We start from the raw sequence: 23732 nt of genomic DNA on the forward strand, positions 1-23732 counted from the left end.
TCAGCCGCTGCGGCGCACCCCCGGCGACACCGTGAGCCGGCTGACCGCCCAGAACACGGCGAGGGTGGCGAGGGCGAGACCGGCGACGAGGGTGGCGCCGCCGATGACCTTCTCGTAGTCGCGCTGGTAGAGGCCGTCGATGATGTACCGGCCCAGGCCGCCGAAGCTGATGTAGGCGGCGATGGTGGCGGTGGAGACGATCTGGATGGCCGCGGTGCGCAGTCCGCTCAGGATCAGCGGGAGCGCGACCGGCACCTCGACCTGGAGCAGCACGCGCGCCTCGGGCATCCCCATGCCCCGGGCCGCGTCCACCGGGGAGGGGTCGACGGAGCGGACCGCCTCGTAGGTGGTGACCAGGATCGGCGGTACGGCGAGCACGACCAGCGGAATCATCACCGGCAGCATGCCGAAGCCGAGCCAGATGAACATCAGCACCAGCAGACCGAAGCTGGGCAGCGCCCGGCCGGCGGTGGCGACGAGCGCGAGGGCGTTGCCACCGCGGCCGTAGTGCCCGGTGAGCAGGCCGACGGGCAGCCCGATCGCGGCGGCGATCAGCAGGGCCTCCAGCGAGTACTGGACGTGCTCGGAGAACCGGGTGGGGATGCCGTCGTAGCCGTGCCAGTGGGCACCGTCGCTGAAGAAGGCGTGCGCGAAGTTCAGGACGTTCACCGGGCGGCCCCCTTCCGCGGCATCCAGGGGGTGAGCAGGAGGCGTACGACGACCAGCGCGGCGTCGACGAGGATGCCCAGCACCGCGATGGTCAGCACCGAGTTCACGGCCAGCGCGGGCCGGTGGTAGGTCTGGGCGTTCCACAGCATGTTGCCGAGGGCACCCTGGTTGCCGATGAGCATGCCGACGCTGACCAGGGAGATGCTGGACACCGCCGCCACCCTCAGCCCGGCCACGATGGCGGGTACGGCGATGGGCAACTGGACCTGGAAATAACGGCGTACGGGTCCGAGGCCCATGGCCTGGGCGGCGGCCAGGGTCTCCGGTGGCACCGAGCGGACCCCGTCCACGATCGCGGGGACCAGCACCACCAGGCTGTAGAGGGCGAGCGGGATCATCACCGTGGTCTCGCTCTGCCCGAAGTAGTCGATGAGGACGACGAAGAAGGCGAGCGAGGGGATGGCGTAGAGGACCGTGGTGATGCCGAGGACGGGCGGGTAGATCCAGCGGAACCGCACGCACAGCTGGGCGATGGGCAGCGAGACGAGCAGTCCGGCCAGCACCGGCAGCAGGGCCTCGCGCAGGTGGAGCCCGACGAGGCCGAGGTAGCTGTGCTGGAGGTCGCTCGGGAGGTCGAAGAAGCCGTTCATCGACCGGCCCCCACGTCGGCCTGCTCGGCCACCCGGCCGTGGGCGGCGCGGATGGCTTCGCCGATGACCTGCTGGGAGACGACGCCGACGGCGCGTCCCTCGCCGTCCACGGCGACCGCCCAGCCGGTCGGGGAGAGCACGGCGCCGTCGAGGGCGGTGCGCAGCGAGTCGGTGCCCGGCACGAAGGGCCGGCCGAAGTCCAGCAGCCGGTCGGGTTCGACGGCGCCGGCGGTGAGCCGGTCCGGCTCGCTCCAGCCGAGCGGCCTGCCGTCGAGGTCGGTGACGAGGAGGTAGGGGGCCGTGGCCCGGGAGGCGAGCCGGTCGGCGCCGGCGTCGATCGCGACGATGGGCTCGGTCTGCAACTCCAGTTCCCTGGAAGGGAAGAACGACAGCCGGCGGATACCGCGGTCGGCGCCGAGGAAGTCCTCCACGAAGGAGTCGGCGGGCGCGCTCAGCAGTTCGGCGGGCGGGGCGAACTGGGCGAGCCGGCCGCCGGTGCGCAGCACGGCGACCTTGGTGCCCAGCTTGATCGCCTCGTCGATGTCGTGGGTGACGAAGACTATGGTCTTGCCGAGTTCGTCCTGGATGCGCAGGAGTTCGTCCTGGAGTCCCTTGCGGACGACGGGGTCGACGGCGGAGAACGGCTCGTCCATGAGCAGCACCGGCGGGTCGGCGGCGAGGGCGCGGGCCACGCCGACGCGCTGCTGCTGGCCGCCGGAGAGCTGGTACGGGTACCGCTTGGCCAGCGCGGTGTCGAGCCCCACCCGTTCCATCAGCTCGGCGGCCCGGGCCCGGGCCTTCTGCTTGGTCCAGCCGAGCAGACGGGGCACGGTGGCGATGTTGTCGAGGATGGTGCGGTGCTGGAAGAGGCCGGCGTTCTGGATGACGTACCCCATGGACCGGCGCAGGGTGTTGACCGGCTGCTGCCGGATGTCCCGGCCGTCGAGGAGGATGCTGCCCTCGGTGGGCTCCACCATCCGGTTGATCATCCGCAGGGTCGTCGTCTTGCCGCAGCCGGAGGGCCCGACGAGGACGGTGATCGCGCGGTCCGGTATCTCCAGGGACAGCCGGTCGACCGCGACCGTGCCGTCGGGATACCGCTTCGTGACTCCATCTATCCGTATCAAAACGCCGCGTACCCTTCGGGCCGACCGATCCTGGGCTGGTGCGGGGAGAGTCTAGACGGCGACTGTTTCAGCACTTTGACGGGGAGAGCCGGGCCGGGGAGAGCGCCGGTTCCCCTCGGTGACATGGCGTCAGGGGAAGCCGGGCCCGGGGGCTTCCGGACCCGGCGGGCGGCTCAGCCCTCCTCGGGCACCAGCCGCAGCGAGATCGAGTTGATGCAGTACCGCTGGTCGGTGGGGGTCGGGTAGCCCTCGCCGGCGAAGACGTGCCCGAGGTGGGAGCCGCAGCGGGCACAGCGCACCTCGGTGCGGACCATCCCGTGGGACCGGTCCTCGACCAGCTCCACGGCGTCGGTGTCCTTCGGGTCGTAGAAGGACGGCCAGCCGCAGTGCGACTCGAACTTGGTGTCGGAGGTGAACAGATCGGCGCCGCAGGCCCGGCAGGAGTACACGCCCTTGGTCTTGGTGTCCGTGTACTCACCGGTGAAGGCCGGCTCGGTGGCGGCCCGGCGCAGCACGGCGTACTCGGCCGGGTTCAGCTCCGCGCGCCACTGCTCGTCCGGCTTCTCGACGTCGTACGACATGAGCTCTCAGCCCCTCTGCTTACTGCGACAGGCGGTCCAGGATCAGCGGGCCCAGGTCGGTCACGTCACCCGCGCCCATGGTGATAACGAGATCACCGGGCCCGGCCATTCCCGCGATCACCGCGGGGATCTCCGCCTTGTCGTGCACGGCGGTGACGTCGGCGCCGGCCGCCCGCGCGGCCTCGATGATCAGCTCGCTGGTCACCCCGGGGATCGGGTCCTCGCGGGCCGGGTAGATGTCGAGCACCACCGAGGCGTCGGCGAGGGCCAGCGACTGCCCCATCTCCTTGCCCAGCTCCTGGGTGCGGGAGAACAGGTGCGGCTGGAAGACGACGAGGATGCGGGCGTCGCCGGCGGCGGCGCGCATGGCCTCCAGGTCGGCCGTCATCTCGGTGGGGTGGTGGGCGTAGGAGTCGATGACCTGGACGCCGGCCGCCTCCCCCTTGAGCTGCAGGCGCCGCTTGACGCCGGTGTAGGCGGCGAGCGCGGGTGCCAGTTCCGCGGCCGGGACGCCGAGGGCGGCACCGGCGGCGAGCGCGGCGACGGCGTTGAGGGCGTAGTGCCGGCCGGGCACCGAGACGGTGAAGGTCAGCTCCTGCCCGTCGAGCACCGCGGTGACCCGGCTCGTGAGCCCCTGCGGGACGATCGACAGCACGCGGACGTCGGCGTCCTCGGCCTCGCCGTAGGTGACCACCCGCACCGGGCGGCCGGCGACGCGCCGGGTCAGCTCCCGGGCGCCCTCGTGGTCGGCGGAGACGACCAGGGTGCCGCCCTCGGTGGCGCGGCCGACGAAGGTCTCGAAGGACTCGTAGATCTCGTCGATCGAGGCGTAGTTGGCGTGGTGGTCCAGCTCGACGTTGAGGACGATGGCGACCTCGGGCGCGTACTTGTGGAAGCTGCGGTCCGATTCGTCCGCCTCGGCGACGAAGATGTCACCCCCGCCGTGCAGCGCGTTGGAGCCGGGCGCGTCCAGGTCGCCGCCGATGGCGTACGACGGCGCCAGGCCCAGCTCGGTCAGCGAGACGGCCAGCATCGAGGTGGTCGTGGTCTTGCCGTGCGTCCCCGCCACGGCGATCGGCCGCAGCCCCGTCATCAGCGCGGCCAGCGCGTCGGAGCGGTGCACGACCGGGATGCCCAGCTCGGCGGCGCGGGCCAGCTCCGGGTTGTCCTCGCGGATCGCGGACGAGACGACGACACAGCTCGCGTCGTCGGCGAGGTGTTCGGCGGCGTGCCCGATGTGCACGGTCGCGCCCAGCGCCCGCAGCGCCTCGGCGGTCGCCGACTCCTTGGCGTCACTGCCGGCCACCTTCGCCCCGCGCTGCGCGAGGATCTTGGCGATGCCCGACATCCCGGCGCCGCCGATGCCGATGAAGTGCGGTCGGTCCATGGCGGTAGGAAGGCCGGGTGCCATGCGTTTCTCCCCAGAGACGGTACGTAGTAGAGCGGCCCTAGCCTATGCGCTGGGGCACCGGGCACCTCGCAACGGGGCGCACCGGACCGGCGTGGGGCAACCGCGCGGGCGGCCCGGCGCACCCGCACTCCCGGCCGCCGCCGTCGCCTCGCCGGGCGGCCCCCAAGACACCCCCTAGGCCTTGCTGTGGGAGAACAGCTTGAGCACGGGCACCCCCACCTTGTGCCGGGCCCGCGAGGCCCAGTCGCGGTGGAAGAACTCCTCCACGTAGTGCGGGTCGGTGAGCACGATCACCTCGTCCGCGCCCACCTCCGCGACCAGCGACTTCAGCGCGTCCAGCGGGTGGTCCTCGATCAGCCGCCCCTCCGCCGGGCTCCCCGCGGAGCGCAGCGCCTGGAGGGACACGTCCAGGGCCTGCTGTCCCACGCTGCGCGCCTCCTGTCCCTCCGGCGTCTCGCGCTCGCGCACCGCTTCGTCGAGTTCGCCGAGCGCGATGTCGTCGATGGCCCGCAGCAGCCGGTCCGCCTGCTCGCCGCGCGGCTGGAGCAGCACGTGGAAGGCGACGGGCTCGTCCCCGTGCAAGGTGGTGACGAACTCGACGTCGGCGGACGTCAGGGCCTTCTCGATCATCAGAACGCTTGTGAACACCAGGCGCCTCTTCTCCTCGGAGGGCCCGGCAGGGCCCGTGCGGAAACCATCCTTCCCCGTGATCGCACGGGTACTGCCGGACCGGGTCCGTCCGCCGGAAACTAACCGGAACGGCAGATTCCACCCGTCTCCGCCCGTCTCAGCCCATCTCCGCCTGCCTCAGCCCGTCTCAGCCCGCCTCCCTCGGCCTCCAGCTCAAGGCCGACGGTAACGACCGAACAGGAATCCGTCCTCCTCCAGCAGGGACGCGAGGGCGAACCGGTGCGGCACGGCGACCGCGGGCCCCCCGGCGATGCGCTGGGCGCCGCCCGCGGTGAGCGTCGGCGAGAGGGTCAGGCACAGCTCGTCCAGCACGTCCGCGGCGATCAGCTGGCCGAGCAGCCGGGGGCCGCCCTCGGTGAGCAGCCGGGTGTGGCCGAGCCCGGCCAGGGCCCGGATCGCGCGCACCGGCTCCACCCCCGCGCCCTCGCCGGCGACCAGCACCCGCGCACCGGCCCGCTCGGCGGCGGCGATCCGGTCGGGCGCGGCCGTGGCCCCGGTCAGGAGCAGCGTGGGTACCAGCGGCGAGGTGAACAGCGGCAACGAAAAGTCCAGCTCCAGGCTCGCGCTGACGATCGCGACGGCCGGGACCGGATCCTGCCCGGCGGCCGCGCGGGCCGCGGCGAACTCGGTCCGCACGCGGGCGGGCCGGTACCCCTCCTGCCGTACCGTTTCCGCACCCACCAGCACGACGTCCGCGAGCGCCCGCAGGGTGCCGAAGATCCGCATGTCGGCGGCGCTGGAGAGGGGCTGGGAGCGGCCCTCGTGCTGGGCGGCGCCGTCGAGCGAGGAGACCATGTTGGCCCGCAGCCACGGCTGCGGGGCACCCTGAGCGGCCTCCGGGTAGGCGTAGGCGGCGGCCAGCTCGGCGAGGCTCCACTCCCGGCCCTCCCCCCGGGCGGAACCGGCCTGGGCGGCGGCCCCGCCGGCCTCCTCCTCGTCCGGGCCCCCGGCAGCGGCCCGGGGTGCTGTCTCTTCGGTCACAGGGAACAGGCGTCGCATGCCGTGCAGTGTGACACGGCGCTTACCATGGACAACTGTGTCGTCCTCCTCCGCCGCCCCCGGATCCAGCCCGCTGCCGGGCGCCGGCCCCCTGTCCCTGTGCGCCCGCGAGCCGCACGTCCCCGCGGACCGGCTGGTCGCCGAGATGGTGCCGCCGCCGCGCTTCGACTCGGTGCGCTTCGCCACGTACATCCCGGACCCGAACCAGCCGAGCCAGACCGAGGCCGTCCGGGTGCTGGAGGGGTTCGCGGCCGGGCTCGGCGGGGCGCAGGCCGCCGGCGGCGGCAGGCGCGGCCTCTTCGGTTTCGGCCGGGCCAAGGCGCCCAAGGCCCCGGCGGGCCCGCGCGGGGTGTACCTGGACGGCGGCTACGGCGTCGGCAAGACCCACCTGCTGGCCTCCCTGTGGCACGCCGCTCCGGCCGAGCCCTCCCGCAAGGCGTTCGGCACCTTCGTGGAGCTGACCAACCTGGTCGGGGCGCTCGGCTTCCAGCAGACGGTACGGACGCTGTCCGGGCACGAGCTGCTGTGCATCGACGAGTTCGAGCTGGACGACCCGGGCGACACGGTCCTGGTGTCGACGCTGCTCGGCAAGCTGGTCGAGGCGGGCGTGGCGCTCGCGGCCACCTCCAACACGCTGCCCGGCAAGCTGGGCGAGGGCCGCTTCGCGGCGGCCGACTTCCTGCGCGAGATCCAGGGCCTGTCGGCCCACTTCCGCACGCTGCGCATCGACGGCGAGGACTACCGCCACCGCGGCCTGCCCGAGGCCCCGGCGCCCTTCTCCGACGAGGAGGTCACGAAGACCGCCTTCGCCACCGAGGGCGCCTCGCTGGACGACTTCCCGCACCTGCTGGAGCACCTGGCGAGGGTGCACCCGAGCCGGTACGGCGCGCTGACCGACGGCCTGCGGGCGGTGTGCCTGACCGGTGTCCAGCCGGTGCCGGACCAGTCGACGGCGCTGCGGCTGGTGGTGCTCGCGGACCGGCTCTACGACCGCGAGGTCCCGGTGCTGGCGTCCGGGCTGCCGTTCGACAGGCTGTTCAGCGAGGACATGCTGAACGGCGGCTACCGCAAGAAGTACTTCCGCGCGATATCCCGGCTCACCGCGCTGGCCCGGGACGCGAAGGGCCTCCTCGGCGCTTAGCCGCACGCCTTTCGATAGTCCGTTAGTCCGTTAGTCCGTCGAACATCTCGGGTCAAGGGCCGGTTCGCGCCACGACACCCGCACTTTTTACGCTCTCTTGGGCGCGTAACCTCCAGTTAACACTGCAAAGGCCCTCGCTGGGTTAACGTGTTTCTTGACCATCCATTGACCAACTGTTGGTCTGGACTAGAAACGTGAACAGGCGGAGGGGGTGCTCATGTTCCGAGGTACGACCGTCCGGAGCCTGCTCACCCTCCTCGGTGCCGCACTACTGGCGTTCCAGCTCTTCACTCCCACGGGAACCTTCGCACCCGCGCACACCTTCGGTCAGGCGCTGGCCAAGGCCGAGACCGGAATCACTTCCTCCGCACACCCCGCACGCGAGGGGGCGGACAGGGTCCGCGCCCCCGGCTGCCCGGGCGAGCCCCTCGGCAGCGCGCACGTCCGCGACCGGCAGCGCTGCCCGGCCTCCTGCTGCTGCCAGGCCCGCGGCCTCATATCCGGCCGGGCGGCCGCGGCGGGCCCGTCGGCACCCTCCGGCGCCCCGCACCGCCCCGCTCCGAGATCCTCCAGAGCCCACGCCCCGGCAGCGCTCCAGGTCTTCCGCTGCTGAGGCCGGCCGCTCTCTCTCCCCCCCCACAACCGTTGTTCAAGTCCGACGCGCCAGGCAGGCGCGCCAGGAGGAACTCATACTGATGCAGCCCCTCATCGACAACGCCCGTACCTTCGGACAGCGCCCTGAGGAGTTCGCCAAGCTCGCCGAAGGCCAGTCCCCGCAGGTGCTGTTCATCACCTGCTCCGACTCCCGGGTCGTCCCGGCCCTGATCACGGGCGCCCGCCCCGGCGAGCTGTTCGAGCTGCGCACCGCGGGCAACATCGTCCCGCCCTACGCCTCCGAGCACCCCACCGGCGAGGCGGCCACCATCGAGTACGCCGTGGAAGTGCTCGGCGTCCGCGACATCGTGGTCTGCGGCCACTCGCACTGCGGCGCCGTCGGCGCGCTGGTGCGCGGGGACGACCTGACCGCCGTACCGGCCGTGCGCGACTGGCTCGCCGCGGCCACCCCGCGACCGGCCGGCGCGGCCGGGGACCCGGAGGTCGCCGAGGGCGTCCAGTCCCACGTCCTGACCCAGCTGCTGCGACTGCGCTCCTACCCGTGCGTGGAGCGGCGGCTGGCGGAGGGCCGACTGGGCCTGCACGCCTGGTACTACGAGGTGCACACCGGTGCCGTACGGACGCACCGCCCGCAGACCGACACCTTCGAGTCCCTGTGAGCGCGCCGATGACCGACAACCGCTCCCTCATATCCCGTTTCCCCCACCTCAAGGAGGACTTCGCCGCCTCCCTGGTGGTCTTCCTGGTCGCCCTGCCGCTGTGCGTGGGCGTGGCCGTCGCCTCCGGGGTGCCGGCCGAACTCGGCCTGGTCACCGGCATCGTGGGCGGCATCGTCACCGGGCTGATGCGCGGCAGCAGCCTGCAGGTGTCCGGTCCGGCGGCCGGCATGACCGTGCTCGTCTTCGAGGCGGTCAAGGAGTTCGGCCTGCCCGTGCTCGGCGTGATCGTACTGGTCGCCGGAATACTTCAAGTGGCCATGGGCCTGCTGCGGCTGGGCCGCTACTTCCGCGCCATCTCCGTCTCCGTCGTCGAGGGCATGCTGGCCGGCATCGGTCTGGTGATCATCGCCGGGCAGCTCTACCCGGCGCTGGCGGCGAAGGCGCCCGACTCCGGCCTGGACAAGATCTTCCAACTGCCCGGCGCGTTCCTCGACGCCTTCGGCGACACCGGTGCCCTGGCCTCCCTCGCGGTGGCCGCGGGCACGGTCGCGGTGCTGCTGCTGTGGAAGCTCACCCCGGCGAAGGTGCGCGCGGTGCCCGGGCCGCTCGCCGCGGTGGGGCTCGCCACGCTCGCCGCGTTCGCGCTGGACCTGCCCGTGGCCACGGTGGAGGTGCGGGGCCTGCTCGGTTCGGTCCAGCCGCCGCCGCTGAGCGCCTTCGGTGAGCTGGCCGGACTCGGGCTGCTGGGCACGGTCGTCGCCTTCACCCTGATCGCGTCCGCCGAGTCCCTGTTCAGCGCGGCGGCCGTGGACCGGCTGCACTCCGGTCCGCGCACCCAGTACAACCGGGAGCTCGTCGCCCAGGGCACCGGCAACATGGTGTGCGGTGTGCTCGGTGCGCTGCCGATGACCGCGGTGATCGTGCGCAGCGCGGCCAATGTCCAGGCGGGCGCCCGGACGAAGGCCTCCCGGGTGCTGCACGGCGTGTGGCTGCTGCTGTTCGCGGCGCTGCTGCCCGACGTGCTCGCCTACATCCCGCTCCCGGCCCTCGCGGGCATCCTGATCCACGCGGGCGCCAAGCTGGTGCCGGTCCGGTCCCTGGCCGTGCTGTGGCGCGAGCACCGGGGGGAGGCTCTGGTGCTCGCCGTGACGGCCGTCTCGATCGTGGCGGTGAGCATGTTCGAGGGCGTGCTCATCGGTCTCGCGCTGGCGGTGGTCAAGACGGCCTGGGAGGCCTCGCACGTCAAGCTGGAGGTCGTGGACAAGGGCGCGGGCCCGGTGGAGGCCCACCTGTCCGGGAACGCGACCTTCCTGCGGCTGCCGAAGATCCTGGAGAGCCTGGAGGCGCTGCCCCAGGACCGTCCGGTCCGGCTCGACCTGTCCGGGCTGCACCACCTGGACCACGCCTGCCGCACCGCCCTGGAGAACTGGGCCGCACGGCACAGCGCGGTCGGCACGGAACCGGTGCGGCTGGTCACCGCGGCCTGAGGAGCGGGCCGAGCCCGGCCTGGTCCGGTGTGGTGAGGTCCGCTGTGGTCCGGTCCGTGGGGTCGGGGTGCCGAGAGGTTTCGGCATCCCGGCCCCACGGGCCTATCGTGGCAACAGCAGACAAACCGGCCTCTGGGTGAGGAGGTCACCATGGTCACGGACCTTGTGGTGGCCGTTGCGGCGGCGGGCTCCGCCGGGCTCGTGTACCTGGCGACGGCGGCCCGCGTGGTCAAGCAGTACGAACGCGGTGTGCTGTTCCGGCTCGGCCGGGTCACCGGGGAGGTCCGCCCACCGGGCCTGAACCTGATCATCCCCGTCGTGGACCGGCTGCAGAAGGTCAACATGCAGATCGTGACCCTCCCGATCCCGGCGCAGGAGGGCATCACCCGGGACAACGTCACCGTCCGGGTGGACGCGGTGGTGTACTTCCGGGTGGTCGACGCGACGAGCGCCCTGGTGAAGGTCGAGGACTACAAGTTCGCGGTCTCCCAGATGGCGCAGACCTCGCTGCGGTCCATCATCGGCAAGAGCGACCTCGACGACCTGCTGTCCAACCGGGAGAAGCTCAACCAGGGCCTGGAACTGATGATCGACAGTCCGGCGGTGGGCTGGGGCATCCAGGTCGACCGGGTCGAGATCAAGGACGTGTCGCTGCCGGACACCATGAAGCGGTCGATGGCCCGCCAGGCCGAGGCGGACCGCGAACGGCGGGCCCGGATCATCAACGCGGACGCCGAACTCCAGGCCTCCAGGAAGCTCGCCGAGGCCGCCCAGCAGATGGCCGGCACACCGGCCGCGCTCCAGCTGCGGCTGCTGCAGACGGTGATGGCGGTGTCGGCCGAGAAGAACTCCACCCTGGTGCTGCCCATCCCGGTGGAGCTGCTGCACTTCCTTGAGCGCGGCGGGCAGCAACAGCCGCCGGACCAGCTGCCGGACCCGGGGCGGGAGCCCGCCGCGCACACCGACGGCGGACCCCACCCCGGCTGACGGACACCGGGGGCCGCCCCGGTCCGGAGGGAAGGAGCGCCCGTGCCGAAGAAGCCGGCCAGGAAGCGCGAGGAGACACTCCGCGACCTGCTGCGCCTCCCGCCGGGCGAGCGGATCGAGCTGTCCAGGTATGACGCCCGGGCCACCCCCGGCGCCCCGGACTGCAAGCGGGCCGCGCTGGCCGACACCGCGCGCACGGGCAAGCACCTGGCCGGACTGCAGGAGCGGCTCTGGGCGGCGGGCACCGCGGGCGACCACCGCCGGGTGCTGCTGGTGCTGCAGGGCATGGACACCAGCGGCAAGGGCGGCACGGTCAAGCACGTGATCGGCCGGCTCGATCCGTCCGGCTGCCGGATCAGGGCGTTCAAGGCGCCCACCGAGGAGGAGCGGGGGCACGACTTCCTGTGGCGGGTGCGACAGGCGCTGCCCGGGCCCGGCCAGATCGGCATCTTCGACCGCTCGCACTACGAGGACGTGCTCATCGCCCGGGTCCGGCATCTGGCCCGGCCCGCCGAGATCGGCAGCCGCTACGGCCTGATCAACGACTTCGAGCGCACCCTCGCCGAGGAGGGCGTCACCGTCGTGAAGTGCTTCCTGCACCTCTCCTACGACGAGCAGCGGCGCCGGCTGCTGCGCCGCCTGGACCGCCCCGACAAGCACTGGAAGTTCGACCCCGCGGACATCGGCGAACGCGCCCTGTGGCCCGCCTACCAGGAGGCGTACGAGCTGGCCCTGGAGCGCTGCGCGGCGCCGCACGCGCCCTGGTACCTGGTCCCGGCGGACCGCAAGTGGTACCGCAACTGGGCGGTCGGCAGGCTGCTGTTGGAGGAGCTGCGGGAGCTGGACCCGCGGTACCCGGAGGCGGACTTCGACGTGGCGGAGTGCCGGGAGAGGCTGCTGGAGCAGACGTGAGCCGGGCCGGCCGGGGTACCCGGCGGGCATGCGCGAACAGCGGAAGCTCACCGATTCGTACTGGCTGCGGACCGCCCCGGGGCCGTCCCATCCGACCCTGGACGGGGATCTCGACGTGGACGTGGCCGTGATCGGCGCGGGGATCGCCGGGCTGAGCGCCGCGCACGAGCTGGCCCGGGCCGGGCGGCGGGTGGCGGTACTGGAGGCCGGGCGGGCCGCGGGCGGCGTCACCGGCTACACCACCGCGAAGCTGACCGCCCAGCACACCCTGGTCTACGACCGGCTCCGGCGCACCCGCGGGACGGAGGGGGCGCGGCTGTACGCGCGTTCGCAGACCGAGGCGATCGAGCACGCGGCGGCGCTGGTGGACGAGCTGGGTGTCGACTGCGAGTGGGAGACCAGGGACGCCTACACCTATGTCCGGGACCGGTCGCGGGTGGACGAGGTGCGCGCGGAGGCGGACGCCGCCCGGGAGGCGGGGCTGCCGGCCTCGTTCACCACGGAGACCGGGCTGCCGTTCCCGGTGGCGGGCGCGGTCCGGGTGACCGGGCAGGCGCAGTTCCACCCGGTCAAGTACCTGCGGGCGCTCACCGCCGACCTGCTCGCGCACGGCGGCCAGGTGTTCGAGCACACCCGGGTCACCGGTCTGGAGGAGGGCGAGCCGTGCCGGCTGACGACCGGGGCGGGCGCCACGGTGACCGCCCGGGACGTCGTGGTCGCCACCCACTACCCGGTGTTCGACCGGGCCCTGCTGTTCACCCGGCTCTCCCCGCGCCGGGAACTGGTGGTCGCCGGACCGCTGGGCGACGGACCGGATCCCGGGGGCATGTACATCACGCCGGACGAGAACACCCGCTCGGTGCGTACGGCGCCCTACGGCCCCGACGGGCAGCGGCTGCTCGTGGTGACCGGCGAGCACTTCACGCCGGGCACCGGCGATCCGCAGGCGGGCTTCGACCGGCTCGCCGACTGGGCGCAGGCGCACTTCCCCGGGGTGACCCTGGACCACGCCTGGGCCACCCAGGACAACGAGTCCACCGACACCGTCCCGCTGGTCGGTCCCCTGCACCCGGGCGCCCGGCACGCGTACGTCGTCACGGGCTTCGGCGGCTGGGGCCTGAGCGGCGGGATCATGGGCGGGCTGCTGCTGACCGCGCTGATCACCGGCGAGGATCGCCCGTGGCGGGAACTGTACGACCCGCGCGGGCTGAAGTCGGTGGTGCGCGAGGCGCCGTCGCTGCTGAAGACGCAGGCCGAGGTGGCCCGGCACTTCGTGGGCGACCGGCTGAAGCCGCCGGCCTCGGTGGACGACCTGGCACCGGGCGACGGCGCGGTGGTCCGCTCCGGCTCCGGGCGGCTCGCCGTCCACCGTGACGAGGAGGGCACCCTGCACGCCGTGTCGGCCCGCTGCACCCACCTCGGCTGCCTGGTCTCCTTCAACCGCGCCGAGCGTGCCTGGGAGTGTCCCTGCCACGGCTCGCGCTTCGCCGTCGACGGCACGGTGCTCCAGGGCCCGGCCGTCAAGCCCCTGGAGCGGCACGACCTGGAGTGAGGGCGACGGGGTCGCCGCCGCGCGGGTGACCCCAGCGCCGCGCCACGCCTCATATCAACACATAAACAGACATTCAGTCCTACGTTGGTACGGTGATCCCACGCGTACGCCGTATCGCCGCCCTCTGCGCCCTGGGCGCGGCGCTCACCGCCTGCGGAACCGCGGGCGGCGGGCGCCCGGCCCCGGCCGCCTCCTCCGCCTCCCCCTCCGCCGCCGGACCGCCCGTGCTCGCACCGGGTCCCGGCGGGCTCACCCCGGTCTTCGAACACGGACCGCGCACCCGGGGCAAGACGGTCGCCCTCACCTTCGACGCCGACATGACCGCCGACCAGGGCCCCCGCGCGGCCTCCGGCGAGCACTTCGACAACCCCGGACTGATCGGCGCCCTGCGCGAGCTGAAGGTGCCGGCCACCGTGTTCATGACCGGCCGGTGGGCCGAGCAGTACCCGGCCGAGGCCCGCGACCTGGGCCGGGACCCGCGGTTCGAGGTGGCCAACCACTCCTGGAGCCACTACGCCTTCACCGCCGACTGCTACGGCCTGCCGACCGTCGACTCCGGGGCCGACGCGATGCGGGCGGAGGTCCAGCGGGCGTACGCCTCCCTGCGCAAGGCGGGCGTGCCGAAGGCGATGCCGTACTTCCGCTTCCCCGGCGGCTGCTACGACCGGCAGGCGCTGCGCGCGCTGAGCGGGCTCGGGGTGACCGCCGTGCAGTGGGACGTCGTCAGCGGGGACGCGTTCGCCACGGACGCCGACGCGGTGGTCAAGCAGGTGCTCGACGGGGTGAAGCCCGGGTCGGTGGTCGTCCTGCACTGCACCCGAAGCGCCGCCCCGACCACCGAGCGGGTCGTACGCACGGTCGTACCGCAACTGCGCGGCCGCGGCTACCGGTTCGTCAAGGTCTCCGAACTCATCGGCCAGACGGCCGGGAACCGCTGACGTCCTACGCTGAAGGCATGAGCGACGAGGACCACTGCACGATCACCGGGACGGCAAAGCCGGCGAAGGCCGACGGTCCGCCCTACGCCGAGTGCGTACTGTGCCGGGAGCCGACGGAGTACCCGGAGTCGTACAAGGGGATCACGCTGTGCCCGGTCTGCGAGTGGCAGGAGGCCCAACGCACCGCCTGCTCGGGATGAGCGGCGCCGGACGCCTCCCGGGCGCCGCTCAACGGGCCATCCCCCGGTCGAGTTCCGCCGCCCTGGCCCGTACCGCCGTGGCCCAGGGGCCTCCGTCCCGCGGCGGGGCGGACAGCCCGGTGGCGGTGACCTGCACGTCGGACGGCGGGCCGTCCGGGAAGGTTTCGAGCCGCTCCCAGTCGATGGCGGTCCCGGCGCGCCGGGCGAGGGCGACGACGGTGCCGACGAACCCTTCCGAGAGGGCCAGGACGACGGGGTGGCCGGTCCGCCGGTGCCGGGCGAGCAGGGCGTGCACGAAGACCGCGAAGGCGTCCGGATCGATGTCGGACTCGTCGTTGCGCATCGGACCGATGCCGGACGGCAGCCCCAGCTCGGCCTCGAACACCTCCACCTGCCGCAGGAAGAGCCGGGCGGCCCCGTTGGACGGATTCCACAGCGTCTCGCCGCCGAGGTCGAAGTACTGGCTCACGGTGCTTCCCCTCCAGTCGCTTTCACCGGTCAAGAGGGGTGAGCGCGGCCGGTCGGTTCACCGGTGCCGCCGGAATTCGCCGGACGGGACCCGCGCGTTGATCGGCCCGGCCGCCGCTCCGTAGGCTGGGCTCCCGTGAGCCACGTTCCCGCCCCCGCCGCCGACAGCCCCTTCCGGTCCGCGCACAGCCCGCGCGACGAGGCACCCCAGTTCGTGCTGCCGCTCGTCGTCCGCATCGAGCGCGGTGCCCCGCCGGCCCGTACCGACGCGCTGGAGACCGCCGCCCGGGCCGTCCTGACCCTGCTCGGCGACGAGCGGGCGCACGGCGACGGCGAGTGGGCCGGGGCGGTGCGCGACTGGGAGGACGCCCGGATCCGCAAGGTGGTCCGGCGGGCCCGGGGCGCCGAGTGGCGGCGCGCCGGTGCGCTGCCCGGGATCACGGTGACCGGCGCCGCCGCGGAGGTCCGGGTGTTCCCGCCGGTCCCGCTGGACGGCTGGCCCAAGGACCTGGCGAAGCTCCAGGTGTCGGGCACCGACCTGGACGACCCCGAACCGCCGCTGTCCGCCGATCCGGCGGCCGGGCCGGTGCTCTGGCTCAACCCGGACCTGGAGATGTCGGCCGGCAAGGCGATGGCCCAGACCGGCCACGGCGCCCAGCTGGCCTGGTGGGCCCTGTCGGACACCGCCCGTACCGCCTGGCGGGACGCCGGCTTCCCCCTCTCCGTCCGCACGGCCGCGCCGGCCGACTGGCCCCGCCTGACCTCCGGCGGGCTGCCCGTGGTCCGCGACGCCGGCTTCACGGAGATCGCCCCGGGCTCCTGCACCGTCGTCGCCGAGCACCCGGCGCTGCGCTAGGGCCGGCCGCAACCTCAAATGTTGCTCTGAACGCGTCGGGGACGGGGTTCGCGGGCGGCCGGCGGGGCCATACCTCCGTCACCCGGCGAGCAGCGCGGGGGCAGGAGGGGGGAGACGGCATGCGACGACTGGGGACCGGGATCGGGTGGCGGCCGGAGATCGCGGGCGCCGTGGAGGGGATGCCCGGCATCGACTGGGTGGAGGTCGTGGCGGAGAACGTCTGCCCCGGCCACCTCCCCGAGTCGCTGCTGCGGCTGCGCGAACGCGGGGTGACGGTGGTCCCGCACGGGGTCTCGCTCGGCCTCGGCGGTGCCGACCGCCCCGACGAGCAGCGGCTGGCGGCGCTCGCCGAGCGGGCGCAGGCCCTCGGCTCACCGCTGGTCACCGAGCATATCGCCTTCGTCCGGGCGGGCGGGCCCCTCACCGCCTCCCCGCGTCTGGAGGCCGGCCACCTGCTGCCGGTGCCGCGTACCCGGGACGCGCTGGACGTGCTGTGCGAGAACGTCCGTACCGCCCAGGCCGCGCTGCCCGTGCCGCTGGCCCTGGAGAACATCGCCGCGCTGTTCGCGTGGCCGGACGAGGAGCTGACCGAGGGGCAGTTCCTGTCCGAGCTGGTCGAGCGGACCGGCGTACGGCTGCTGATCGACGTGGCCAACCTGCACACCAACCACGTCAACCGGGGTGAGGACCCGGCCCGGGCGCTGGCCGAGCTGCCCCTGGAGGCGATCGCCTACGTGCATGTCGCGGGCGGCTTCGAGCGCGACGGCGTCTGGCACGACAGCCACGCGCACCCCGTGCCGGGCCCGGTGCTGGACATCCTGACCGGTCTGGCCGCCCGGGTCGCGCCGCCGGGGGTGCTGCTGGAGCGGGACGAGAACTTCCCCGGACCGGGCGAGCTGGAGCGGGAGCTGGACGCCGTCCGGGAGGCGGTGGCGGCCGGGCGCGGGCGCGCGGCGGACGGTACGGCCTCGGCGGTGCCGGGGGCCGGCGGTGCCGGGGCCGTGGGCGCCGGGGCCGGCGGTGTCGGGGTGCTGGCGCGGCCGGTGGCCGGGGCGCGTGAGCGGGTCGCGGTGGCCCAGACCGCCGTACTGTCCTGCCTGGTGGCGGGGACGCCGGTGCCGGAGGGGTTCGACCGGGTGCGGATGGGGGTGCAGTCGCGGGCGCTCGCGGCCAAGCGGGCGGGGGTGGTGGCGAAGGTGGCGCCCGAGCTGCCGGTGATCCTCGGGGCGGGCTACCGGGAGGCGTTCCTGGGGTACGCGCGGCAGCGGCCGATGCGCGGGGGGTACCGGCAGGATGCGCTGGACTTCGCCGGGCACCTGCTGAAGCTGGGGCGGGCGGGGGACGCGAGGGCGCTCCGGGAGCTGCGCGAGTGGTGGCTGGACCGGTCGGGCCCGGCGCCCCGCGAGCGGGGGCTCGTCGAGCGGGTGCTGCGGCGCCGGGTGCGCGGGGGCACCCGCGGGCTGCCGGGGGAACCGGAACCCGCCCCCCAGTAAGATGCCAACCCCGCACCCGTCCCCAGCACATCCCGGCGTGCGGTGCAGGAGGCACCATGCGACCGCGTTCCCCGATCACCGGCCGAGGCTTGTTCAGCGGCACCGGTCTCGTCATCACCGCCCTGGCCGCCACGGTCGTCGCGCTGCTGGTCCCGCTCTGGTCGTACGCCGGCGGGCAGGGCCCGGCGGGCGCGAACGTCCTGAGTGCGCGGACGGTGGCGACGCCGTACGGCCCGCTGTCGGCGCGCGACCGGGACTTCGTGACCAAGGTCCGGCTGGCCGGACTGTGGGAGCTGCCCGCCGGGGAGCTGGCGCAGCGCAAGGGCACGACACCGGCCGTCCGCGCGGCCGGGCAGCACCTGGTCGACGGGCACACCTCCCTGGACGCGCACGTCCGCACGGTCGCCACCCAGCTCGGCCTGGCCCTGCCCAACGAGCCGAACGCGCAGCAGCGGGAGTGGCTGGCCACCCTGCGCACGGCCAAGGGCCAGGACTTCGACCGCGCGTTCGCCGGCCTGCTCCGGCTCGCGCACGGCCGGGTGTTCTCGCTGGTCGCCGAGGTCCGGGCGGGCACCCAGAACTCCCTGGTCCGCGACCTCGCCGACGACGCCAACGCGACGGTCCTGGACCACATCAAGGTCCTGGAGGCGACGGGGTACGTCGACTTCGCGCAGCTGGCCGAGGACCTGGCGGTCCCCGCCACCCCGGTGCCGACCCCCTCGGAGGTCGACCCCGGTGCCGCCGTACCCGTCGCCCCGTCGCCGGGCGGGACGCCCGCGCTGCCGCCCGCCGCGGCGAGCCCGCCGCCGGCGACGAGCAGTCCCTGACCGCCGGCCACGAGCGGCCCTGATCACCGCGGGCGGCCACTGACCAGGCCGGGAAACGGAACGTCACATACCGGCAACAGTCCGTCCGGATGGTGAAAGGGCGTGGCGTCCGCCCGGTCCCCTGGCATACAAACACGTCATGTTCTGGGTCCTTCTCCTGCTCCTGGCCTGGGCTTCCGCCGGGTCCGCCTGCATCCGGCTGTGCCTCACGGCCGTCCGCGCGGCAGCCGCGGACGGGCGTGGCGCGCCGGCGGAGCGTGATCTCACGCTGTACGAGGCGGCCTTCCTCTCCGGCGGCCCGGCCCGGGTGGCCGATGTGACCCTGGTCTCCATGGCCCGCCAGCGCCGGCTGCTGCTCGCGCACACCGGCTGGGCCACGGTCGTGGACCCGCGGGGCCACGACGAGATCGAGCGGTCCGTCATAGGGGCCATCGGACCCGAGGGGCAGTCGCGGATCGCGCCGGTCCGGGCGCGGGCGGCCGGCGCGGAGGCGGTCGGGCGGCTGGCGGAGTCACTGGTGCGCGCCGGTCTCGCGGTGCCCGAGGGCGCGGGCACGACCGTGGGGGCCGCCGTCCGCCGGGTGCGGGCCGCAGCCCTGGCGGTGGCCGTCCTGGCCGTGACCGCGCTACTGCTGCCGATCGAGACCGGTACCCCGCGCCTGCTGGTGGCCGCGTGGTTCGCGCTGCCCCTTACGCTGACGCTCAGCTGCCTGGCCATCGCCCGCTTCGAGGTGCACCCGTACTCGCGCTGGGCGTCCCCGGCCGGGCAGCGGCTGCTGGGCGCGCTGGCCGGCCGGCCGGCCGGTGACGAGCGGTCGTTCCTCACCACCGTCGCCGTACGCGGCATCCGCGCGATCGGCGAGCCGGAGCTGCGCGCGGCCTTCACCCACCGCGACCAGCCCTGGCGGGAGTGAGGGCGGCTTCGGGGGGCGCGCGGGGGGCATTGGCGCCGACACCGGCCGGGTGGTGCTTGCCTTGCCCCACGGCCGGACGAAAGATCCCTGGTGTGGTCGCCGGGCCGTGGCAGCCGTGCCATCGCCGCCGCACCGAAGGGATACGCGATGAAAGCTGCCGTCCTCTGCTCGGCCGCCGGTGCCCTGCTCCTGACCACCGTGGCCGCGGCCCCGGCGCCCGGCACTCCCGGCAGCCCGGGCACCCCCGGCACGGCCGAGCTGCGCGGCACCGCGGTGGCCGTGGCCCGCGCCCGGGCGGCCGGCATCGACTTCGGACCGTGCGCCGCGGCCGACCTGCCGGATCCGCCGGCCGGTGTGCGGTGCGGCACGGTGACGGTCCCGCTGGACTACGCCCGCCCGGACGGCCCGCGGATCCGGCTGACCGTCAGCCGGGCCCCCGCCACCCAGAAGGACCCGCGCAACAGCAAGCGGAAGGTGCCCCGGCAGGGCGCCCTCGTCTACAACCCGGGCGGACCCGGCGCATCCGGCATGTACTTCCCGCTGATCGGAGCACTCCCGCAGTGGAGGCGGATCGCCGCCGCGTACGACCTGATCGGCTACGCCCCGCGCGGGGTGGGCCGTTCGGCGCCGCTGTCCTGCGCGGACCCCGAGCACTTCGTGACGGCGCCCACCGCGTCCCCGGTGCATCCCTCCCAGGCGTACAAGCGGGAGCGGATCACCCGGGCGAAGGCGTACGCGCGCGGCTGCGTCCAGCGCTCCGGTACCGCGATCCGGTTCTACAACTCGCTCAACAACGCCCGGGACCTGGACGTGCTGCGGGCCGCGCTGGGCGAGTCCCGGCTGACCTTCATGGGAGCGTCGTACGGCACCTACTTCGGCGCGCTGTACGCGGCGATGTTCCCCTCCCACGTGCGGCGCATGGTGCTGGACTCGGCGGTGAACCCCGACCCGGAGCGGATCTGGTACCGCAGCAACCTGGACCAGTCGGCGGCGTTCGAGGAGCGCTGGGCGGACTTCCGGGACTGGATCGCCCGGCACGACGACGTGTACCGGCTCGGTGCCACCTCCGCGGCCGTGCAGCGCAGCTACGACACCGCACGCGAACGGCTGGCCGGGAAGGCGGCGGGCGGCAGGGTCGGCCCCGGCCAGCTGCAGAACACGTTCCTGACGGCCGGGTACTACGACGACTACTGGCCGAGCCGGGCCCAGGCCCTGTCGGCGTACCTGCACGGCGACCCCGGGCCGCTGGTCCGGCTGGCCGCGCCGAGCCAGGAGACGGCCGCCGAGGCGGAGAACGGCAGCGCGGTGTACACGGCCGTGGAGTGCAACGACGCCCCCTGGCCGGAGGACTTCGCGGTGTGGGACCGCGACAACACCCGGCTCGCCCGGGTGGCGCCCTTCGAGACCTGGGACAACGCGTGGATGAACCTGCCGTGCGCCTACTGGCCGGTGTCCCGGCAGCAGCCGCTGGACGTGCGGACCGGACCCGGTGAACTCGCACCGGTGCTGATCCTGGCGGCCGAGCGGGACGCCGCCGCGCCCTACCAGGGGGCGCTGGAGATGAGCCGGCGGCTGGCCGGCTCGGTGCTGGTCACCGAGCGGGACGCGGGCACGCACGGCGTCGCGGGCGGCCCCAACCATTGCGTCAACGGGTACTGGGAGGCCTACCTGCTGGAGGGCCGCGTCCCGGCGCGGCACGCGTCGTGCGCGCCGCGCCCCGAACCGGTCGCGGTCGCCTCCGGCGGTCCGGCCGGCAAGGGAACCCGGCGGGACGCCCTCCGGAGAGAAGGCGACCGCCGCTAGGCTCCTTCGCCCGGTGGAGCGGCCGTCAGGCCAGGCCCGCCACGAGTTCCCCGATGTCCTTGCGGCGGCCCGTGTAGAACGGGACCTCCTCGCGGACGTGCATCCGCGCCTCGGAGGCGCGCAGGTGGCGCATGAGGTCGACGATGCGGTACAGCTCGTCGGCCTCGAAGGCGAGGATCCACTCGTAGTCGCCGAGGGAGAACGAGGCGACCGTGTTGGCGCGCACGTCGGGGTAGCCGCGGGCCATCTTGCCGTGGTCGGCGAGCATGCGGCGGCGGTCCTCGTCGGGCAGCAGGTACCAGTCGTAGGAGCGCACGAACGGGTAGACGCTCACGTAGTTCCGGGGCGTCTCGTCGGCGAGGAACGCCGGGATGTGCGAGCGGTTGAACTCCGCCGGGCGGTGCAGGGCCATGTTCGACCAGACCGGCTCCAGCGCGCGGCCGAGCCGCGTGCGGCGGAAGAGGTTGTAGGCCTCCTGGAGCTGGTCGCTGGTCTCGGCGTGCCACCAGATCATCAGGTCGGCGTCGGCGCGCAGGCCCGAGACGTCGTAGGTCCCGCGGACCGTCACGTCCTTCGCGGCGAGCTGGTCGAACAGCTCCTGGACCTCGTCGGCGTATCCCGCGCGGTCCTCCGGCAGCACGTCCTTCAGCCTGAAGACCGACCAGAGCGTGTAGCGGATGACCTCGTTGAGGTCCTTGGCCAGCTTGCCCTTGTTCGGGATCCTGCCGGACTCGGTGGTGGGGGCGTCGTCACTCATGCCCCCTATTCTCCCGCTCCGCCGTGCAGGCTCTGCACCGGGTTCGCCGTCAGCTGCGCCACCCCGGCCGGGTCGCCGGCCAGCTGGTCCACCGCGGCGTGGGCGCTCGCGACGCAGGCGGGGATGCCGACGCCGTCGTACTGCGCGCCGCAGACCGCGAGGCCCGGGAGCTTGGCCACCTGCTCGCGGATGCGGGCCACGCGCGCGTGGTGCCCGACGGGGTACTGGGGCAGGCCGTCGGTCCAGCGGGTGACCCGGGTCTCCAGGGGCTCGGCGGCCAGGCCGGTGGCTTCCCGCAGGTCGTGCCGGGAGACCTCCACCAGACCGGCGTCGTCCCGGCCGAGGATCTCGGTCTCGCCGTGGCGGCCCAGGGACGTGCGCAGCACCACCACGTCCGGGTCCTCCTCGGCGATCCAGCCCCACTTGCGGGAGGCGAAGGTGGAGGCCTTGATGGTGCGGCCGTCGACGGGCGGCACGAGGAAGCCGCTGCCCTCGGGCAGGCGGGCGTCGGCGCGCCGGTAGGCGAGGGTGACCAGGGCCATCGAGGCGTACTCGACGGCGGCCAGCTCCGCCGCGGCCCCCGGGGACTCGGCGCGCAGCAGCGCGGCGGCGGCCGGGGCGGGGACGGCGACGATCACGGCGTCGGCGTGCAGCACGCGTTCCCCGGCGGTGATCCGCCAGCCGCCGGCCGCCTCCCGGCGCAGTTCCCGCGCGGGTGTCCGGGTCAGGATCTCGCCGCCGCGCGCGCGCACCGACTCGGCGACCGCGAGCGGCAGCCGGCCGACGCCGCCGGCGATGCCCATGAAGACGGGCCCCGTCCGCTGCTGCGCGGCGGCCTCGGCCTGGATCTCCCGGACGCCCTCGGTGAGGGAGGTGTGGGCGCGCGCGGCCCGGAAGAGCTGCGGGACGGCCGAACGCATCGAGATGCGGTAGGCGTCGCCCGCGTACACCCCGCCGAGCAGGGGTTCCACCAGCCGGTCGACGACCTCGCGGCCGAGCCGGGCCGCCACGTACTCCCCCACGGCCACGTCGTCGCCCAGCTCGGTGCGGGGCAGGTCGGCGTCGCGCTCGATGCGGGCCAGGCCCTCGTCGGACAGGACGCCGGAGAGCGCGGCGGCGGTGCCGGGCACGCCCATCACATGGCCCTTGGGCATGGGCCGCAGGGCGCCCCGGGTCCAGATCGCGGCGGTCGCGGTGGCCGGCGGCTGCAGCGCCTCGCCCAGTCCCGCCTCGCGCGCGAGCGCCACCGCCTCGGGGCGGCGGGCGAGCATGGACTCGGCGCCCAGGTCGACCCGCACGCCGGCGATCTCGCCGGGCAGCAGCTTGCCGCCGACCCGGTCGCCGGCCTCCAGCACGGTGACGCGCGCGCCGCGCCCCAGCAGCCGGTGCGCGGCGGCCAGCCCGGCGATACCGGCCCCGATGACGACGACGTGTCCCAAGCCCCTGTCCGTTGCGCTCATGCCCTCACTCTCTCAGACCTCGCCGGCCGCGCCGCCGGGCCCCGGCGTGCGGCACGCGTGCGGACCGTGACCGCGGCGGGGCAGCCGGCGCCGTCGAACGTTCCGGGCCGTCCCGGCGTCGAAGGACCGTCACAGACCACGGCCCTCGGGGGTACCGCCCATGCGCACACCACACACCGCACCTCGCCTTCGGACCCTGGCCGGGGTCCTGCTCGCCGCCTCACTCGCGCTCGCCGGGTGCGGCGGCGCGGACGGCGCGGACGACGCGGGCGGCGGCTCCGCCAAGGCCGCCTCCGGCGGCAGGCCCGAACAGGCCGGCGCCCTCGGCACTCCCGGCGGCACGGCCGGCCACGGCAACGGCAGGACTCCGCGCGCCACGCCCGTGCTGGCGCCGGGCTCGGTGATCCGCACCGCGTCCCTGACGCTGGAGGTCCGGGACGTGGCCAAGGCGCTGGCGGCCGCCCGCAGGACCGCCGAGGAGGCGGGCGGCTTCGTCGGAGACGAGACGACGAACCGGGACGCCGGCGGCCACGAGCG

The 23732-nt window shown here is 74.1% G+C and carries 25 protein-coding genes; 15 read left to right on the forward strand and 10 right to left on the reverse strand.

Annotated elements, in window-relative coordinates:
• The 7 genes from IE312_RS22060 to IE312_RS22090 form a co-directional block, all read right to left on the reverse strand.
• The gene (locus IE312_RS22060) at positions 1-669 is read right to left on the reverse strand and encodes an ABC transporter permease (protein WP_189984079.1); all 669 of its coding nucleotides are present in this window, start codon (positions 667-669) and stop codon (positions 1-3) included.
• On the reverse strand, positions 666-1319 hold the full coding sequence (locus IE312_RS22065; protein ID WP_189984080.1) for an ABC transporter permease: 654 nt from the start codon (positions 1317-1319) through the stop codon (positions 666-668). Before IE312_RS22065 ends, IE312_RS22060 begins: the two co-directional genes overlap by 4 nt.
• Positions 1316-2446, reverse strand: coding sequence for an ABC transporter ATP-binding protein (locus IE312_RS22070; RefSeq protein WP_189984081.1), 1131 nt, complete (start codon positions 2444-2446; stop codon positions 1316-1318). Before IE312_RS22070 ends, IE312_RS22065 begins: the two co-directional genes overlap by 4 nt.
• Positions 2447-2619: 173 nt before the next feature.
• Complete coding sequence (gene msrB, locus IE312_RS22075) at positions 2620-3027, reverse strand: peptide-methionine (R)-S-oxide reductase MsrB (RefSeq protein ID WP_189984082.1); 408 nt, start codon at positions 3025-3027, stop codon at positions 2620-2622.
• Positions 3028-3046: 19 nt separating this feature from the next.
• On the reverse strand, positions 3047-4438 hold the full coding sequence (murC, locus tag IE312_RS22080) for a UDP-N-acetylmuramate--L-alanine ligase (RefSeq protein WP_189984083.1): 1392 nt from the start codon (positions 4436-4438) through the stop codon (positions 3047-3049).
• A 174-nt stretch (positions 4439-4612) separates the two neighbouring features.
• On the reverse strand, positions 4613-5086 hold the full coding sequence (locus IE312_RS22085; RefSeq protein WP_189984084.1) for an indole-3-glycerol phosphate synthase: 474 nt from the start codon (positions 5084-5086) through the stop codon (positions 4613-4615).
• 195 nt (positions 5087-5281) lie between these two features.
• Positions 5282-6127 (reverse strand): pyrimidine reductase family protein, encoded by an 846-nt coding sequence (locus IE312_RS22090; RefSeq protein ID WP_189984085.1) that lies wholly within the window; start codon positions 6125-6127, stop codon positions 5282-5284.
• Between the two features lie 37 nt (positions 6128-6164).
• On the opposite strand from IE312_RS22090, the gene zapE reads away from it, so the two are divergent.
• From zapE to IE312_RS22135, 9 genes are all read left to right on the forward strand, one after another.
• Complete coding sequence (zapE, locus tag IE312_RS22095; RefSeq protein WP_189984086.1) at positions 6165-7268, forward strand: cell division protein ZapE; 1104 nt, start codon at positions 6165-6167, stop codon at positions 7266-7268.
• Positions 7269-7485: 217 nt separating this feature from the next.
• Positions 7486-7881 (forward strand): hypothetical protein, encoded by a 396-nt coding sequence (locus IE312_RS22100; RefSeq protein ID WP_189984087.1) that lies wholly within the window; start codon positions 7486-7488, stop codon positions 7879-7881.
• Between the two features lie 82 nt (positions 7882-7963).
• On the forward strand, positions 7964-8542 hold the full coding sequence (locus tag IE312_RS22105; RefSeq protein ID WP_189984088.1) for a carbonic anhydrase: 579 nt from the start codon (positions 7964-7966) through the stop codon (positions 8540-8542).
• Positions 8543-8550: 8 nt separating this feature from the next.
• Positions 8551-10029, forward strand: coding sequence for a SulP family inorganic anion transporter (locus IE312_RS22110; protein ID WP_189984089.1), 1479 nt, complete (start codon positions 8551-8553; stop codon positions 10027-10029).
• A 150-nt stretch (positions 10030-10179) separates the two neighbouring features.
• The gene (locus tag IE312_RS22115; RefSeq protein ID WP_189984090.1) at positions 10180-11016 is read left to right on the forward strand and encodes a slipin family protein; all 837 of its coding nucleotides are present in this window, start codon (positions 10180-10182) and stop codon (positions 11014-11016) included.
• A gap of 42 nt (positions 11017-11058) precedes the next feature.
• The gene (locus IE312_RS22120; RefSeq protein ID WP_189984091.1) at positions 11059-11928 is read left to right on the forward strand and encodes a PPK2 family polyphosphate kinase; all 870 of its coding nucleotides are present in this window, start codon (positions 11059-11061) and stop codon (positions 11926-11928) included.
• Between the two features lie 28 nt (positions 11929-11956).
• Entirely contained in the window at positions 11957-13480 is a 1524-nt protein-coding gene (locus IE312_RS22125) for an FAD-dependent oxidoreductase (protein WP_189984092.1), read from the forward strand.
• A gap of 92 nt (positions 13481-13572) precedes the next feature.
• Positions 13573-14418, forward strand: coding sequence for a polysaccharide deacetylase family protein (locus IE312_RS22130; RefSeq protein ID WP_189984093.1), 846 nt, complete (start codon positions 13573-13575; stop codon positions 14416-14418).
• Positions 14419-14435: 17 nt separating this feature from the next.
• Complete coding sequence (locus IE312_RS22135; protein ID WP_189984094.1) at positions 14436-14618, forward strand: hypothetical protein; 183 nt, start codon at positions 14436-14438, stop codon at positions 14616-14618.
• A gap of 28 nt (positions 14619-14646) precedes the next feature.
• On the opposite strand, the gene IE312_RS22140 is transcribed toward IE312_RS22135, so the two are convergent.
• A complete protein-coding gene (locus tag IE312_RS22140) occupies positions 14647-15087 on the reverse strand; it encodes a DUF6086 family protein (RefSeq protein WP_189984095.1) in 441 nt (146 codons plus the stop codon).
• 135 nt (positions 15088-15222) lie between these two features.
• Here IE312_RS22140 and IE312_RS22145 point away from each other — a divergent pair, with 135 nt between their 5' ends.
• The 5 genes from IE312_RS22145 (at position 15223) to IE312_RS22165 (ending at position 20978) form a co-directional block, all read left to right on the forward strand.
• Positions 15223-15942 carry an aminoacyl-tRNA hydrolase gene (locus IE312_RS22145; protein ID WP_189984096.1) on the forward strand — a complete coding sequence of 240 codons (720 nt, stop codon included), beginning with the start codon at positions 15223-15225 and terminating at the stop codon, positions 15940-15942.
• A gap of 119 nt (positions 15943-16061) precedes the next feature.
• Positions 16062-17435 (forward strand): MbnB/TglH/ChrH family RiPP precursor modification enzyme, encoded by a 1374-nt coding sequence (locus IE312_RS22150; protein ID WP_189984097.1) that lies wholly within the window; start codon positions 16062-16064, stop codon positions 17433-17435.
• Positions 17436-17491: 56 nt separating this feature from the next.
• On the forward strand, positions 17492-18262 hold the full coding sequence (locus tag IE312_RS22155) for a DUF4142 domain-containing protein (RefSeq protein ID WP_189984098.1): 771 nt from the start codon (positions 17492-17494) through the stop codon (positions 18260-18262).
• Positions 18263-18401: 139 nt separating this feature from the next.
• Positions 18402-19175, forward strand: coding sequence for a TIGR04222 domain-containing membrane protein (locus IE312_RS22160; protein ID WP_189984099.1), 774 nt, complete (start codon positions 18402-18404; stop codon positions 19173-19175).
• 147 nt (positions 19176-19322) lie between these two features.
• Positions 19323-20978, forward strand: coding sequence for an alpha/beta hydrolase (locus IE312_RS22165; protein ID WP_189984100.1), 1656 nt, complete (start codon positions 19323-19325; stop codon positions 20976-20978).
• 25 nt (positions 20979-21003) lie between these two features.
• On the opposite strand, the gene hemQ is transcribed toward IE312_RS22165, so the two are convergent.
• Together hemQ and hemG are read right to left on the reverse strand one after the other, a co-directional pair.
• A complete protein-coding gene (gene hemQ, locus IE312_RS22170; protein WP_189984101.1) occupies positions 21004-21735 on the reverse strand; it encodes a hydrogen peroxide-dependent heme synthase in 732 nt (243 codons plus the stop codon).
• Between the two features lie 5 nt (positions 21736-21740).
• Complete coding sequence (hemG, locus tag IE312_RS22175; protein WP_189984102.1) at positions 21741-23195, reverse strand: protoporphyrinogen oxidase; 1455 nt, start codon at positions 23193-23195, stop codon at positions 21741-21743.
• Positions 23196-23355: 160 nt separating this feature from the next.
• Here hemG and IE312_RS41270 point away from each other — a divergent pair.
• Positions 23356-23732: DUF4349 domain-containing protein (locus tag IE312_RS41270; RefSeq protein ID WP_229900278.1), on the forward strand; the 377-nt coding region annotated here is incomplete at its 3' end.

The sequence above is a fragment of the Streptomyces capoamus genome, assembly GCF_014654935.1.
GTDB lineage: Bacteria > Actinomycetota > Actinomycetes > Streptomycetales > Streptomycetaceae > Streptomyces > Streptomyces capoamus.

Excerpts from the sequence above, each read along its gene's own strand:
- IE312_RS22115 (WP_189984090.1), top strand. The coding sequence starts at position 10,180 with ATGGTCACGGACCTTGTGGTGGCCGTTGCGGCGGCGGGCTCCGCCGGG.
- IE312_RS22090 (WP_189984085.1), bottom strand. The coding sequence starts at position 6,127 with ATGCGACGCCTGTTCCCTGTGACCGAAGAGACAGCACCCCGGGCCGCT.
- IE312_RS22105 (WP_189984088.1), top strand. The coding sequence starts at position 7,964 with ATGCAGCCCCTCATCGACAACGCCCGTACCTTCGGACAGCGCCCTGAG.
- IE312_RS22110 (WP_189984089.1), top strand. The coding sequence starts at position 8,551 with ATGACCGACAACCGCTCCCTCATATCCCGTTTCCCCCACCTCAAGGAG.
- IE312_RS22065 (WP_189984080.1), bottom strand. The coding sequence starts at position 1,319 with ATGAACGGCTTCTTCGACCTCCCGAGCGACCTCCAGCACAGCTACCTC.
- IE312_RS22125 (WP_189984092.1), top strand. The coding sequence starts at position 11,957 with ATGCGCGAACAGCGGAAGCTCACCGATTCGTACTGGCTGCGGACCGCC.
- IE312_RS22150 (WP_189984097.1), top strand. The coding sequence starts at position 16,062 with ATGCGACGACTGGGGACCGGGATCGGGTGGCGGCCGGAGATCGCGGGC.
- IE312_RS22165 (WP_189984100.1), top strand. The coding sequence starts at position 19,323 with ATGAAAGCTGCCGTCCTCTGCTCGGCCGCCGGTGCCCTGCTCCTGACC.
- hemQ (WP_189984101.1), bottom strand. The coding sequence starts at position 21,735 with ATGAGTGACGACGCCCCCACCACCGAGTCCGGCAGGATCCCGAACAAG.
- IE312_RS22100 (WP_189984087.1), top strand. The coding sequence starts at position 7,486 with ATGTTCCGAGGTACGACCGTCCGGAGCCTGCTCACCCTCCTCGGTGCC.
- hemG (WP_189984102.1), bottom strand. The coding sequence starts at position 23,195 with ATGAGCGCAACGGACAGGGGCTTGGGACACGTCGTCGTCATCGGGGCC.
- IE312_RS22160 (WP_189984099.1), top strand. The coding sequence starts at position 18,402 with ATGTTCTGGGTCCTTCTCCTGCTCCTGGCCTGGGCTTCCGCCGGGTCC.
- IE312_RS22135 (WP_189984094.1), top strand. The coding sequence starts at position 14,436 with ATGAGCGACGAGGACCACTGCACGATCACCGGGACGGCAAAGCCGGCG.
- IE312_RS22155 (WP_189984098.1), top strand. The coding sequence starts at position 17,492 with ATGCGACCGCGTTCCCCGATCACCGGCCGAGGCTTGTTCAGCGGCACC.
- msrB (WP_189984082.1), bottom strand. The coding sequence starts at position 3,027 with ATGTCGTACGACGTCGAGAAGCCGGACGAGCAGTGGCGCGCGGAGCTG.
- murC (WP_189984083.1), bottom strand. The coding sequence starts at position 4,438 with ATGGCACCCGGCCTTCCTACCGCCATGGACCGACCGCACTTCATCGGC.